This window comes from Pedobacter suwonensis (assembly GCF_900111825.1).
Taxonomy (GTDB): Bacteria; Bacteroidota; Bacteroidia; order Sphingobacteriales; family Sphingobacteriaceae; genus Pedobacter; species Pedobacter suwonensis.
Genome location: NZ_FOJM01000006.1, coordinates 1 through 13894, shown reverse-complemented (window position 1 = coordinate 13894; position 13894 = coordinate 1). Strand labels below are relative to the sequence as shown.

General features: G+C 39.8%; 14 protein-coding genes. 10 read left to right on the top strand and 4 right to left on the bottom strand.

Annotated features, from left to right (window positions below):
- The first annotated feature begins 82 nt into the window (after positions 1–82).
- The 5 genes from BM107_RS08880 (at position 83) to BM107_RS08860 (ending at position 3494) form a co-directional block, all read left to right on the top strand.
- Positions 83–412, top strand: a complete 330-nt coding sequence (locus tag BM107_RS08880) for a magnetosome magnetite crystal formation protein family (RefSeq protein WP_090499355.1) — start codon at positions 83–85, stop codon at positions 410–412.
- Positions 413–574: 162 nt separating this feature from the next.
- Positions 575–1042, top strand: a complete 468-nt coding sequence (locus tag BM107_RS08875; protein ID WP_090982406.1) for a hypothetical protein — start codon at positions 575–577, stop codon at positions 1040–1042.
- 17 nt (positions 1043–1059) lie between these two features.
- Positions 1060–1551, top strand: coding sequence for a hypothetical protein (locus BM107_RS08870; RefSeq protein WP_090982404.1), 492 nt, complete (start codon positions 1060–1062; stop codon positions 1549–1551).
- A gap of 66 nt (positions 1552–1617) precedes the next feature.
- Positions 1618–2607: a hypothetical protein gene (locus tag BM107_RS08865; protein ID WP_090982402.1), complete on the top strand. Its 990-nt coding sequence runs from the start codon at positions 1618–1620 to the stop codon at positions 2605–2607.
- Positions 2607–3494, top strand: a complete 888-nt coding sequence (locus BM107_RS08860) for a hypothetical protein (protein WP_090982400.1) — start codon at positions 2607–2609, stop codon at positions 3492–3494. The genes BM107_RS08865 and BM107_RS08860 overlap by 1 nt, the downstream gene beginning before the upstream one ends.
- 10 nt (positions 3495–3504) lie before the next feature.
- Here BM107_RS08860 and BM107_RS08855 read toward each other — a convergent pair whose 3' ends face one another.
- Together BM107_RS08855 and BM107_RS08850 are read right to left on the bottom strand one after the other, a co-directional pair.
- Entirely contained in the window at positions 3505–4938 is a 1434-nt protein-coding gene (locus tag BM107_RS08855) for an AAA family ATPase (RefSeq protein WP_090982398.1), read from the bottom strand.
- A 353-nt stretch (positions 4939–5291) separates the two neighbouring features.
- Complete coding sequence (locus tag BM107_RS08850; RefSeq protein ID WP_090982396.1) at positions 5292–5975, bottom strand: arylesterase; 684 nt, start codon at positions 5973–5975, stop codon at positions 5292–5294.
- A 46-nt stretch (positions 5976–6021) separates the two neighbouring features.
- Here BM107_RS08850 and BM107_RS08845 point away from each other — a divergent pair, with 46 nt between their 5' ends.
- Positions 6022–6756 (top strand): ABC transporter ATP-binding protein, encoded by a 735-nt coding sequence (locus BM107_RS08845; protein WP_244278773.1) that lies wholly within the window; start codon positions 6022–6024, stop codon positions 6754–6756.
- A complete protein-coding gene (locus BM107_RS08840; RefSeq protein WP_090982394.1) occupies positions 6746–9265 on the top strand; it encodes an ABC transporter permease in 2520 nt (839 codons plus the stop codon). The genes BM107_RS08845 and BM107_RS08840 overlap by 11 nt, the downstream gene beginning before the upstream one ends.
- Positions 9266–9495: 230 nt before the next feature.
- Here the strand turns inward: BM107_RS08840 and hxlA are convergent, their stop codons facing one another.
- Positions 9496–10128 (bottom strand): 3-hexulose-6-phosphate synthase, encoded by a 633-nt coding sequence (gene hxlA, locus BM107_RS08835; protein ID WP_090499369.1) that lies wholly within the window; start codon positions 10126–10128, stop codon positions 9496–9498.
- Positions 10129–10161: 33 nt separating this feature from the next.
- A complete protein-coding gene (hxlB, locus tag BM107_RS08830; protein WP_208864364.1) occupies positions 10162–10791 on the bottom strand; it encodes a 6-phospho-3-hexuloisomerase in 630 nt (209 codons plus the stop codon).
- A 202-nt stretch (positions 10792–10993) separates the two neighbouring features.
- Between hxlB and BM107_RS08825 the strand changes: the two genes are divergently transcribed.
- The 3 genes from BM107_RS08825 to BM107_RS08815 are packed head-to-tail and all read left to right on the top strand — an operon-like array spanning position 10994 to position 13423.
- On the top strand, positions 10994–11857 hold the full coding sequence (locus BM107_RS08825) for a helix-turn-helix domain-containing protein (protein WP_090982392.1): 864 nt from the start codon (positions 10994–10996) through the stop codon (positions 11855–11857).
- A 42-nt stretch (positions 11858–11899) separates the two neighbouring features.
- On the top strand, positions 11900–12082 hold the full coding sequence (locus tag BM107_RS08820) for a hypothetical protein (protein WP_090982390.1): 183 nt from the start codon (positions 11900–11902) through the stop codon (positions 12080–12082).
- 51 nt (positions 12083–12133) lie between these two features.
- Entirely contained in the window at positions 12134–13423 is a 1290-nt protein-coding gene (locus BM107_RS08815; protein ID WP_090982388.1) for a gluconate:H+ symporter, read from the top strand.
- Positions 13424–13894 lie beyond the last annotated feature (471 nt).

Sequence of the window (13894 nt, the reverse complement as noted above, 5' to 3'; positions counted from 1 at the left end):
CTGTAGGCGGCAGATTCTTTTAGATGATGATGGTTTACCCCAAATTTGACCTAAATAATTTTTCAACCTAAAAACAGAAATCATGGACAACAAAACCCTTTCAATCGTTTCTTACATCACCCTTATTGGTTGGTTAGTCGCTTATTTTGTCGGAAAAGATAAAGCTGATACTTTGCTTAAATATCACTTAAGACAGTCGTTAGGCCTTGCCATTGTAAGTATTATTTTCAATATAGCCTTTACCATCATTGCCGGCATAGTACCCAGTTTATCCTTTTTAGGATTTGTGGGTTATGCATTTATCATCCTTTGGATCATTGGAATCATCAATGCGGCCAATGGTGCGTTAAAACCTGTTCCATTTATTGGTAAATGGTTCGAAGACAAGTCTTCATTTGTTGGTAAATACTAAGATAAAGTTATGCGCCTCAAAATTTAAAAGATCATGCAATTGGTGATGGTATTTGCCATCACCGCATGTTTTTAACATTAGCCAAAGATTAAACTTAAAGTTAAACCTTAAACGGATGGTATAGGAATTGAAGCATATTTTATACTGTAGATAATCATAACAATGGAAGCATTTAAATACTTCGAACAAGAAGGAAACAATTATAACCTTAAAGTACAAAAGGGACTTTTATTTACCCTTGCTATGGGCTGTGTTGCAGCTATAGTTGCCATATTGATATATAGCACCAGCAAGGCGACATTTTTCTATGTTGCTTTATTTGCTTTTATAGGCATAATGTGCATCCTGCGTACAACGGGCGCCATTATATTCAATAATCAAACCCGCGAAATACAGCGTAAACGATTTTTCTTCAGTGCTCCGGTAAACTATAGTTTTGATGATTTTGACCATTTCCTCATCTCAAAGCAAAAAAGCTATTTTATCACCATCATGGTTCAGGCCATTATGGTTATGAGAAAAGATAATAAAACCAGACATATCCTACTGGCACAAACCTTATTTACCGCAAAACCCCTGCAAAAACTTAGTGAAGAAGTAAGTACGATCATGGGCTTGCCGCAAAATTAAAATCCCAATACCTAACTATGACAGGATATAATCTAAAAACTGAAAGTGGACGTCTAAGTTTTCAGCCTGAACGGGATTATAAAGGCAAAATTTTATTTTTTTCGTTCCTTTCGGTAGTAATATTTGTTATAACGCCTATGCTAAACCTCTATCGGGATACGTTCTGGGGCGTAATGGCCATTGGGTTTGTAACGACACTAACAGCACTTTACGATTTTATCTTCCATTTTAATGTCACCTATATTTTCGACCAGTACACTGGGCAAGTCTATAAAAAAATCCCCGGTTTACTTACCCGCAAGATTATGGCTTTCGAGGATGTATATATCCTCCATGTACAGGAAGATGGGCTGTTACACTATGCCTTATCACATAAACAGAATAAATTTGGCAAAAGCTTTGCCATTAGCCAAGCCTTTGGCAGCAGCCGCAAAAGTCAGATCAGGCAGGCAGCTTTTGAAACAGAAGTTTTAGCGGAAATTGAAAAAATCATCCATCGAAGCAAATGATAAACAAGCGCTTCAAACGTCCTAATTAAATATGATAAAATCTTAATCTGGCCAACATAAAAAAACATGAACAAAGGACTTTCGATATTCTGGATAATTTACATGCTGTTTTTCGCTATTCCGTTCCCCATGTTCATCTATTACAGCACCAGGGACGATAGCTTACCCAACGTAATAACCGACAATCCATGGTATTCACTTTCGATACTGGCCATATCTGTACTATTTTGGGCAATATTGTTAATTGGTTATTTCAAGAAATGGGTAATCCGCAATTTTTCGATTAAACGTAATATAGAAAAACTTAAAACCACCGGAGAACCGAGGGAGGCCAGGATATTAGAATCCACAAAAATCCATAAAACTGACGCTGCCTATGACACCTATGAACTTACGTTGCAGTTTAAAAATCTGTCGGGCAGCCTGATTATGCAAAAAACCATCGTAAATGATGCAAGACCTTATGAACGCCGATACGAAGCGGGCAAAACCATTGGCATCCTCCTAGATAAGGAAGTAAAAAACGTTCCTTATTTTATTGTTGCCTCTACAGTGGTAAGCATTAAAAAAATGACCATATTTTTGACCAGCCTGACCTGGCTTACTTTTGCCTCCCTTGTTGTTTGGTATTATATTTATTCCTACAATTTAGAAAGCATGGGTATGGGCTGGCGTTTCATGGGAATCGGCCATCCTTTATTAACCTGCGCCTTTATGCTGCTACTTTATCGTGCTTTCGGTGCTTTTATAGCTAAAAAATTTATCGGTAAACCAGATCAATTGTTCCTGATTAAATTTAAAGGTACGCAGACTACTGCCAGGCTGCTCAAAGTCAGCCAGACCGGAACGTATATCAACGAGCAGCCGATGGTTGATTTTGAACTCGAATTTACCGATCAGTTTAACCGGAAGCACCGGGCAAACATCAAAAAAATTGTAGATCTGCTAGACCTGGATAGTGTTAAACAGCCGAGTTTTTCTATTTTTTACCTGAACGAGAATCCACAAAAAATTGCCTTTGAAAGTGATCTTAACAAACTTAAAGGAGAATTTTAATGAAAAATTTCAGAAAAATTTATGGCCTGGTTTTGCTGCTCGGCTTATTCAGTTTGAGTTGCAAACAAATTACCAAAAGTATAAATGAAACCTTTCAACCAAACGATTCATTAGTAAGATATAATAAAGAAAACAGTTTTAAACAAAATGGCGTAGCTAAAGGCATTACAAAATCATCTTCTAACACCTCTATAGAGCGCCAGCAAGAAAGAATTACTGTTAAAAACGATGATACCGTCGATATATCTGAAATGGAGCTCAAAACAAAAGAGATGTTCAAAGACATTGAATTGTTAAAACTAAAACAAAGCCCGGCGACAGCTAAAGAAATAAAGAGAAGGATAAACCGGTTTTTAAAAGAGATGAAACTGGAAGAAGGCGGGCTTAAAACCATTGATACAGAAAAATCTACAGTAAAAACTAAAAAAGGATTATTAAGTCCTGCTGAACTGGCATTAGCACAAGAACGGTTAAAGAAAATCCCTCAATACCGTAACAAAGAAATTATCGTATATCAATCTGTTCATTTTTACGATAATGGCGCTATAAATATAATGTTGCGGCACCCTGTAAACCTCCAATATGCCGATGCTTATGAATATCGGGATGGGGAATGGTCTTTACCGAAACCCGTATTGGCCAGAGATATTGAAGGCAGAACCTTCCCTTTAAGCAGAATGCATTTTGAAGACGCATGGAAGGTAATCAAAATCTATAATGAAAAAGCAGCTCAGATTGAGGGGGCTGTGCCAACTAATTCAGTCTACATTTCTATCTGGGATAACGATATGCGCTGGTTTCCCAGAAGTATCAACGGTACCCGTGATCGTTTCGATATACAGTTTAATGATGATGGCACACTTAAAAGTTTTAGGCAGGAGTTCTGATATCCTTCCCTTAAATATCGAATAAATCATCCATAGTAACCTCATTTTGTACCAAGCCAGTTGCATACATATTACTCTTAATACCATGTGTTGTAACCATTGCTAAAAACAGTGTTTTTTTAGTCTTACTCTCCCGGCGGAAAGCATCAAGTTTGTACTGTAGCTCGGCAGCATAGGTTTTGTCTATTGCGAACTCGGTATTGGAGAATTTCATTTCACATACACTGATCACATTATCCTGACGATCGAGCAATAGATCGATCTGTGTACCGTTTCCCGTTTTTGGTGCATCTCGCCAGGCTGAAGTTTCCGTAAACACACCAGCAATACCTAATGCTTGTTTAATATTACTTAGATGTTTCATGCAGATACCCTCAAAAGCATAGCCACTCCAACTTTTCCAGGAAGATGTAGATGATTTTTTTAGCCATGTACCTGCGCCGGTAGATCTGGAATGTTCGATAAATTTGAGGTAAAAAAGGCTGTATTCGTCACTAAGTTTATAAATGCTTTTATTGGCATTTTTATGGAGCGGCAGATATGGCGTAATAAAACCAGACTCTACCAATTCTTCAAGTAAGATACTCGTAGTTCCCCCGCTTTTTAGGTTACAAGCGGCAATAATTTCGTTTCTTGTCAATCCCGATGGTTTATCAGCAAGTGCTTTAACTACGGCAATATGCCTGTCTGCGGCTTCGAAAAGATAGCGGTAAAGGTTTACAAATTCTGTTGACAACAAGCCATCTTTAGTAAAGCAAAGCCTGTCGATAGCCTGAATTGCACTTTCACCTTTTTTAAGTTCCTTTAAATAATGGGGCACACCGCCCATTACCATAAAAACATTCAAGATCTGGTAACGGTCGAGATAGATATTATTTTTTTTAAGGTACAGTTCCGTTTCATGCAATGTAAAAGGTAAAAGACGTATTTTTCGCGTCAGCCGGTTATGTAAACCTCCTTTACTGTTCACAACTTTTTTGATCATCCATGTGGCAGCAGATCCACAGATGGCCACAATTAAATTTGGCTGTTGTGATGCCCATTGATTCCAGAAATATTCAAATGCAGAAAGAAAACCTGATTTATGCGAGCTTAGCCAAGGGAATTCATCAAAGAAAATTACCGCTTTTCTTTTTTTGAGTATTGGCGTTGCAAATTCTCTGAGTTGCCAGAAGGCTTCCGTCCAGTTTTTTGGTGTTGCAGGTGCCAATCGGGAACCTAAAGCCTCTGCCATCGCCCTGCTAAAATTAAGTAACTGCTCCGTAGCATTTGCATTATGAACGCCCGAAAGTTCGAAGATAAGTTGTTTTTTAAAGAACGAACGGATTAGAAAGGTCTTTCCAACCCTTCGCCTGCCAAAGATGGCTAAAAGTTCTGATGAAGGTGATTCGAGTACCTCTTCGAGTATTTTTCTTTCAGCAATTCTTCCAATGAGCAATTCCATTTTCTTTTAATTAATCAGCAAATGCATTAATTTATCCGCGGCCAAAACATACGATAAAAATATAATTTTGGCTGTAGATAAAAAATTATCCGCAGCCAAAATATATAGCAAATATATAGTTTTGGCTGCAGATAAAGAAAATCGCTTAAATAAAACGCTTAAAATCAGTCGCCAACACTTAACTCGTTTCCCCGTGCTTTCTCTTCATATTCTCTGTAGTTAAATAAATTTGCAGCTTTTTTTTTGCGACGAGCACACTGAAATCATGGAACATTGAACATTGAACATTACTTAAACATACCCCCAACTTAGCGCACTTTGCGTTTACTCTTTGCTTCCTTTGCGGTTAAAAATTACAATAAATCCTTCAACACTACCCAAACATTTTCTGCCAAAATCTTATCGCCTTCTGCCGTAGGGTGAATACCATCAGCCTGGTTTAATTTAGGAACACCGCCAACTTTATCTAATAAAAAAGGGATGAGGGCCATTTTATTTTTCTTTGCCAGTTCAGGAAACATGTTTTTAAAGTCTGCAGCGTATTTTGCTCCCATATTGGGTGGAACCTGCATACCCGCCAATACCATCTTAACATTCGGGTATTTAGCTTTTACCCGATCGATAATGGCCTGAAGATTTTTAGTGGTTTGCGCAACGGGCAATCCCCTAAGCCCATCATTAGCGCCCAGTTCAAGTACAAAAATATCTACCCGCTGTTTAAGCAACCAGTCAATCCGCGCTTTTCCGCCAGCAGAAGTTTCGCCACTTAAACCACCGTTAATTACGTTATAAGGCATTTTTAAAGAATCAATCCGATTTTGGATCAATGCCGGATAAGCTTCTGTCGGGTCGAGCCCATAACCTGCAGTTAAACTGGTACCGAAAAAAAGGATATTCTTTTGTTTGGTTGCCACAGCAGCCTGCTTTTGGTCAGTTGAATCTAAAGTTTTATCCGCATTGTTTTTACTTTGCGGGTTTCCGCAGCTTATCACCACAAGGCTCAAAACAAATAGCCCCATTAATCGTTTTCGTAACATATCTAATTAATCTGTATCTAATTATCTTAACAGGCAGTGCCCCGTTATGTTTGGCAAAACCTATACGCAAACCCTAAAAATTCAGCTATTGGAAAGCATATTGAACATCCGAAATGTAAGCAAAATTTACCAGAGTGCCGGACGGGAACTCACCGTTCTGGATAATATTAATTTCTCGATAACTGCCGGCTCAACGGTAGCCATTACAGGTCCATCGGGAAGCGGAAAAACCACCTTGCTAGGTTTATGTGCCGGACTAGACAGGGCCAGCAATGGAACGGTTGAACTGAACGGAATTGCACTCGAAAAATTAAACGAAGATCAGCGCGCTGCCGTTAGAAATCAATACGTAGGGTTTATTTTTCAGAATTTTCAGTTGCTGCCTACATTAACCGCTTTAGAAAATGTAATGGTTCCTTTAGAATTAAGAGGTGCAAAAAACATCCGTTCACATGCCTTAGAACTACTGGATAAAGTTGGACTGGCCGACCGTTCGCATCACTACCCCATTCAATTATCAGGTGGAGAACAACAGCGCATTTCGTTAGCAAGGGCATTTTCGAACCAACCTGCCGTGCTCTTTGCAGATGAACCTACCGGAAACCTCGATGCCGAAACCAGTGAAAAAGTAATCAAATTGCTATTTGATTTAAACAAAGATGCCGGAACCACTTTGATCATCGTAACACACGACCTTGAGTTGGCTGCCAGAACGGAAAGAAACATTAAAATTAAAGGTGGCATCATCATCTCAGACGAAAACCCTGCTTATGTCCAATAGCCTTCCAAAACAATCTGTTCCGTTTTCCTGGCTGTTTAAAATGGCCTGGCGTGATAGCCGGAAAAACCGTGCGCGTTTATTGCTTTTCATCTCATCAATCATTTTGGGCATTGCCGCTCTTGTTGCCGTTTATTCGTTTAAAGATAACCTGCAAAAAGATATTGATGCACAGGCAAAAGAACTTACCGGGGCCGATCTGGTTTTAGATAGCCGTAAAGGTGTAAGCAAAGCCATGCAAAAAATGCTCGATACGCTTGGCGATGAGCGATCGCAGGAGAAAACTTTTGCCTCCATGATTTATTTTCAGAAAGGTGGAGGCAGCCGTTTGGTACAAATGAAGGCTCTGGAGGGAAATTACCCTTATTATGGCACCATAGAAACCATTCCGCTGGCTGCAGCCAGGCACTTTCAAACCGGAAGAAATGCCTTGGTAGATCAAACCCTGATGCTGCAGTTTAACGCAAAAGTTGGCGATTCTGTAAAAATAGGAGACCTTAATTTTAACATTTTGGGCACTTTAACCAAAGCACCCGGACAAACGGGCATTGGTGCCAGTATAGCCCCTACGGTGTATATTCCCCTACAAATACTCGACAAAACCAACCTGATCAAAACCGGAAGCCGGATCAATAACAAATTTTATTTCAGGTACAACGATCCGTCGGGAATAGATGAGTGGGTAAAAAAGAACGACAGTAAATTAGAACAGGAAGGCTTTGATGCCGATACCGTAGAATCGAGAAAAGAGCAGACCGGAAGATCGTTTAAAGATGTAAACCGCTTTCTGGCCTTATCTGGTTTTATTGCTTTGCTACTGGGTTGTGTTGGTGTGGGTAGTGCCATCCATGTATATATCCAGGAAAAATTAAGTGCCATTGCCACGCTAAGGTGTTTAGGATTAAAATCCCGTCATGCCTTTTTAATCTACCTGATACAGGTATTTTTTATCGGCTTAATTGCTGCAGTATTAGGGTCTGCTTTGGGCACGGGCATACAGTTTTTACTTCCGTTGGTGTTAAAAGATTTTCTACCGATCGAAATTACCATACAGGTTTCGTGGCCGGCTGTAGGCCAGGGTATTTTGTTGGGGTTGATCATTTCAGTCCTTTTCGCCCTCCCCTCGCTCTTATCCGTTAGGAAAATTTCGCCATTAAATGCCATCCGGATATCTTTTGAAAAAGCAGGAGGGAAAAGAGATCCGCTAACCTGGGTAGTGTATTTGCTGATGGCAGCCTTTATTATGGCTTTTACCCATTTGCAGATGAAAACATGGCTGCAAACGCTGGTATTTACCGCCAGTATTGCCGTTGCTTTTTTACTGTTGATTGTACTGTCTAAAATTTTGATGTTTCTGGTGCGAAAGCTTTTGCCCAACTCATCCGGTTATTTATGGCGGCAGGGATTTGCCAACCTCTATCGCCCGAATAACCAAACCTTAATGCTCACGGTTTCTATTGGTTTATCAACTGCATTTATCTGCACCCTATTTTTTGTTCAGGGCATATTAATGAGTCGTGTTACACTTTCATCCGGCAACAATCAGCCAAATATGGTGATGTTCGATATCCAGAACACGCAGAAGGAAGGATTAGACAGTTTAACCAAAGCTTTCGAACTACCGTTAATGAACCAGGTGCCTGTAATTACCATGCGCATTGAGGAGATTAATGGTAAGAAAGCCAGTGCAGATACCAATAACAGAAGAGCTTACCGAAACGAGATCAGGGCTACTTACCAGGATACTTTAACGGCAGCAGAGAAAATTACAGCAGGCAAATGGACCGGAAGAATAAAACCCAATCAAACGGTTTATATTTCACTGGATCAGCGTTATGCCCAATCAATTCATGTTGGGCTGAATGATAAAATCCTTTTTAACGTTCAGGGCATGATGATCCCGACCATTGTTGGAAGTTTAAGGGAAGTAAACTGGAGCAGGATGCAGACCAATTTCAGGGTTGTTTTTCCTGCCGGGGTATTGGAAGAGGCACCGCAGTTCCATGTATTGATGACCAGGGTACCATCAGGCGAAGTTTCAGCCCGTTTTCAGGGAGAAGTGGTTCAAAAATTCCCCAATGTTTCTGTGATTGATTTAGACCTCGTGTTAAAATTAGTGGATGAATTGCTGAATAAAATTGGTTTCGTAATCCAGTTTATGGCTGGCTTTAGCATGGTAACTGGATGGATTGTTTTAATATCCTCGGTATTAACCAGTAAAAACCAGCGGATAAAGGAAAGTATTTTATTACGGACCATGGGCGCCAGTAGAAAGCAGATTTTAGCAATAAATGCAATTGAATATTTCTTTTTAGGTGCTTTTGCGGCAGGTGCTGGTTTAATTCTGGCCATAGGCGGGAGCTGGACATTGGCTAATTATACTTTCGATGCGGCCTTTATACCTCCTCTTGTGCCAACCCTATTGTTGTTCGGTTCAATTGTATTGCTCGTAGTGGTTACAGGTGTGTTAAGTACAAGAAGTATTTTGAACCAGCCACCATTAAGATTTTAAGAACGGAAAGTTAATTCAACCTAAACTATATCATAGTAACTTTTTTCCGTGAGATGATACTGCTATTGGTTTGTACCAAACAAGATTAACACAAATTTTAAATATCAATTAACCAAAACTTACCAGATTTTAGCGAGATAAAAAAAATGCACCTAGATAAATACTGTTATAAAAATCCGTATTGATCTAGGCGCATCTGTGGTTAAAAACCTTTACTTCATGAACCTGGCCTATGCAGCATCAATTGCCTCACGAAGTGCTTTGGCGGCTGCAGCCGGATCTTCAGCGCCATAAATGGCAGCACCTGCAACGGCTACCATTGCTCCTGCTTTTATAACAGCAGCAACATTTTCGATATTTACCCCACCTGCGATTGAAACCGGAACACCAGCTCTTGCAGCCTCATCAATTAAAACCTGGATAGAATAACCAGCCGTCCACTGTTCATCTAAACCAGCGTGCAGTTCTACAAATTCTACACCTAATGCGGTCACTTCCTGTGCTCTTTTAACCCGGTCAGGATAACCAATTGTATCTACAACCACGCCTTTGCCATGCGCTTTTGCGGCTTTAACGGCTCCAATAATGGTTGCATTTCCTGCAGCACCCATTACGGTTACTAAATCAGCACCGGCTTTAAATGCGATATCAGCTTCCAGTTCACCCGCATCAGCAGTTTTTAAATCTGCAAATACCAGTTTGTCAGGATGTGCTGCTTTCATTGCGGTAATCACCGTCGAACCCATATTTTTGATCAAAGGAGTTCCCAATTCAATAATATCTACATAAGGCGCAACTTTTGCTGCTAATGCCAGTGCTTCTTCCGTTGTTAATAAATCTATTGCTACTTGTAATTTTGCCATGATGGTATTGATATATAATAATTAACTAAATTGTTATTCGAGATTGGCGTGTCTTTTCCAGAGTTCTTCTGCAGGTTGATCGCTTAATTTCCAAAGCGACTGAAAAACGGCATCATTAAGCAGAAGCAGAAATTGTTCAAAAAGGCTTCCGGCATACTGGGTAGATACCTTTTTACTTTGATCTTCTTTCTCTGCGGCCGGAACCAAAACAAGGTGATTGCATAATTTTGCCAAAGCTGATTCTGCATTGGTGGTAATGCCCACTACATTTGCACCTGCTTCAATCGATTTTTCTACAGCCTTTACAATCGATCCGGTTGTTCCGGAACCCGATGCGGCAATCAATAAATCGCTGGTGCCAATGGCCGGACTGGTGGTATCGCCAACATAATATACGATTAGCCCAAGGTGCATCAAACGCATAGCGGCCGATTGCATTGCAAAACCCGAACGGCCTGCAGCTGTAATAAAAATCCGTTTCGCATGCTGGATATGGTATATAAAAGGAATAAGCTGATCTAACTGTACTTTTTTGGCCAATTGTGTATTTTCTTCTATAATCTTATCTAGGTTCATTTGCAGATCCCAAGCCAATTGCTGATTATCCAGCTCATCTGTCAAAACTTCATTATTGATCATTTCTACTGATTCTTTTGATTCCATTCTGCTTTACATTAATGGCTCAAAGGTATGGTAGCCAGCTAAAACGAGGATTATACATTCCGCCATTTATATGGGACAATTTGGAAATCCTAACAAAAAAAAGTCATACATTAGCCATAATCAATGCACCTTTTCCGAATAGTCCACCACAATTATCATTTAATCCAATCGCTAAGAATTTAAGTTTTTAACTTTAACCATCATGAGTTTATCAACAGAAAGCACGCATCTGGTAAGGGCTATTATTTACATCCGCGATTTAAGCAATTGCCCGCCCAGCTACCTCAACGATCCGGGCAGAAAAGAATTCTTTGAAATTGTTTGGCTTAAAAATGAAGATCCTTTACACGCCCTGCAACAATCCGAATTTGACAGCAAAGGTGATTGGATTTATCTGATTCCGCCTTACCGTGTACATCAGCTTAATAAGGCAGGCAAAAATGGGGTATTAATCTCATTTAAAAGATCTGTATTGGAAGGGGAAGAAAAAGAATTTTTGCTTGATCTGTTCAAAATCTTTAATGTTCAGGGCGAATTTTCGTGCCTGAGGCTCAATACAGAAACAGCAGCAGAGCTGAGCAGCATTTACAGATTAATTGAAGATGAATACCAGAAAGCAGGCAACAATTTCATTATTACGAAGGCATTGTTAAAGGTGTTTTTATTAAAATTGATACAAGTTAAAGAACATGAATTTACCAGCCATGATGTACAGCAAAAAAGGGTTTATGAATTTTTGATGTTGCTCGAAAGCAACTACCAACAGGTTAGAAATACTGATTTTTATGCGGGCAAAATCGGTATCAGTTCTAAACGACTGAACCAGATTTTAAAAGAAAAACTAAACAAAACCGGCATGCAGATCATTCACGACCGCATTATACTGGAAGCTAAACGAAAAATTATACACAGTGAGCAAACCATCAAAGAGATTGCCTACGAACTTGGATTTTCAGACAGGCCATACTTTAGCCGTTTTTTTAAAAAACAGACGCAACAAACACCAGAAGAGTTTCAAAAACAAGCCAGAAACCACATCGAATCAAAATTTAATACACTTGTTTAAAAAAACTGACATGTTTTGCGAATAATCGATACTTTTACTTTTATGATCAGATTAAACAGCGATACGCCCAACGATATTCTTCAGGATGTGAAAATCGGAGATATGGTTACCGATACTTTCAGCAAAACCGGCCTGGTAGAAAGCATAGAAATAAAAGATGATGGCCTGTACCGCATTTACGAATTTAACCTTGTTACCGGAAGAACCATTATGGTTAAAAAATAGCTGGGGTTAAAATCCTATATTTAATCACATTTACCAAATACTTCTAGCCAAATGTCATTATTGATCCTGCTTTTCGGTATTCTATTGCTTTTTGTATTGATCTTAAAAAAGATTAATCCTATGATTGCCTTACTAGCTGTGGCAATTATTACAGGTCTTTTATTAGGAATGCCCGCCACGAAAGTAATGAACTCCATTAGCAACGGAATTGGCAGTACCTTAGGCAGCATGGTAATGGTTTTGGCCCTTGGCGCGATGATGGGGAAATTGATTGAAGATAGCGGATCGGCAAAAAAGATCGTTTTCATCTTAATCGGCGCGTTTGGCAAAAAGAATATCCAGTGGGCTGTGCTGTTAACTGGTTTATTGGTTGGGATTCCATTATTTTACAATGCTGGCTTCGTGGTGTTAATCCCTTTGGTTTTTGCCATTTCAGCAGCAACGGGGCTATCAAAATTATATATTGGCATCCCGATGGCCACGGCCCTTTCGGTTACCCACGGTTTTTTACCTCCTCACCCCGGTCCTGTCGCTTTAGCCGGAATTTTCCATGCCGATATTGGTAAGACTTTAATTTATGGATTAACTTTAAGCGTACCCATTGCGGTTATTGCCGGAATTTACTTTCCGAGATTAATTCTTAAACGGGATCAATCAGCAACAGTCCACAACTTTAGCGTTAATGAAGAAGAAAATCTTCCCTCTGCCTCAAGAAGTTTTATTACCGCATTGCTGCCGGTATTTTTAATCATTGCCGGAACTATTGGGAGCAGTATTAAGATAGACTATATTGGTAAGCCGCTGTTTACATTTTTGGCCGACCCTACCGCGGCCCTGTTAATTTCGGTTATTATTGCGCTGGCACTCCAAAAAACTTCTATTACAAAAGCTATGGAATCTTGTGCAGAAGGAGTGAAAAGCATTGCCATGATCATCTTGATTATTGCCGCAGGCGGTGCCTTTAAACAGATCCTGATTGATAGTGGTATGGGCGAAACGGTGAAACAGCTTACCGGAGGTTTAAATTTATCGCCATTACTGCTCGCCTGGTTAATTACGGCATCACTTCGGGTAACCCTGGGTTCAGCAACGGTGGCTGCTTTAACAGCATCGGGTATGGTACTTCCCTTAATTGGCCCCGGCGCATCGCCAGAGTTAATGGTATTATCTGTCGGTGCCGGTAGTTTAATGTTCTCTCATGTAAACGATACCGGTTTCTGGATGTTTAAGGAATATTTTAACCTTAGCCTTAAAGAAACTTTCAGTACCTGGACCATGATGGAAAGTCTGGTTTCTGTTTTAGGGATTTTAGGCGTGCTGGTATTGAATCAGTTTGTATAGGAACGGAGTTGTCAACTTTTAATAGCCGTTTCGCCAGTAAGTTGACAACTCTTCAAGAGCTATAGATTTATCCGAAATATGGTGTTCGCAAACAAAGGGTTTGATCTTTTTTGGAAAGCAGTTACAGTAGCTTTTAGGTTAAAACAGCCCCGCTCCCGCTTCTGCCGATTGAAAAAATCGGCATCCCGCTCCGATCGGGTTTAATGGCTAAATAGTGCTTCTACCCTTGGTAAAATAAACCCGACCAACAGCGTTATTACTCCCGATTTCAAATCCTACCGTATGAACACAAATATTTTTAGATAACCTACATTGTCATTCTGAACGCAGTGAAGAACCCTTAGGCTTTGCGAAGCAAATCTTTCAATTAAAGATTCTTCGTACCTACCATTGACGTTATTTTGTAATTACCTATTAATGAGCAGAATGCGGCATCATGCATTTCCGTATAGCTAGGCCATAGCACCGTAT

Bases quoted from the DNA above. Each gene is read 5' to 3' on its own strand.
- BM107_RS08880 (WP_090499355.1), top strand. From the start codon at position 83: ATGGACAACAAAACCCTTTCAATCGTTTCTTACATCACCCTTATTGGT.
- BM107_RS08875 (WP_090982406.1), top strand. From the start codon at position 575: ATGGAAGCATTTAAATACTTCGAACAAGAAGGAAACAATTATAACCTT.
- BM107_RS08870 (WP_090982404.1), top strand. From the start codon at position 1,060: ATGACAGGATATAATCTAAAAACTGAAAGTGGACGTCTAAGTTTTCAG.
- BM107_RS08865 (WP_090982402.1), top strand. From the start codon at position 1,618: ATGAACAAAGGACTTTCGATATTCTGGATAATTTACATGCTGTTTTTC.
- BM107_RS08860 (WP_090982400.1), top strand. From the start codon at position 2,607: ATGAAAAATTTCAGAAAAATTTATGGCCTGGTTTTGCTGCTCGGCTTA.
- BM107_RS08855 (WP_090982398.1), bottom strand. From the start codon at position 4,938: ATGGAATTGCTCATTGGAAGAATTGCTGAAAGAAAAATACTCGAAGAG.
- BM107_RS08850 (WP_090982396.1), bottom strand. From the start codon at position 5,975: ATGTTACGAAAACGATTAATGGGGCTATTTGTTTTGAGCCTTGTGGTG.
- BM107_RS08845 (WP_244278773.1), top strand. From the start codon at position 6,022: ATGTTTGGCAAAACCTATACGCAAACCCTAAAAATTCAGCTATTGGAA.
- BM107_RS08840 (WP_090982394.1), top strand. From the start codon at position 6,746: ATGTCCAATAGCCTTCCAAAACAATCTGTTCCGTTTTCCTGGCTGTTT.
- hxlA (WP_090499369.1), bottom strand. From the start codon at position 10,128: ATGGCAAAATTACAAGTAGCAATAGATTTATTAACAACGGAAGAAGCA.
- hxlB (WP_208864364.1), bottom strand. From the start codon at position 10,791: ATGGAATCAAAAGAATCAGTAGAAATGATCAATAATGAAGTTTTGACA.
- BM107_RS08825 (WP_090982392.1), top strand. From the start codon at position 10,994: ATGAGTTTATCAACAGAAAGCACGCATCTGGTAAGGGCTATTATTTAC.
- BM107_RS08820 (WP_090982390.1), top strand. From the start codon at position 11,900: ATGATCAGATTAAACAGCGATACGCCCAACGATATTCTTCAGGATGTG.
- BM107_RS08815 (WP_090982388.1), top strand. From the start codon at position 12,134: ATGTCATTATTGATCCTGCTTTTCGGTATTCTATTGCTTTTTGTATTG.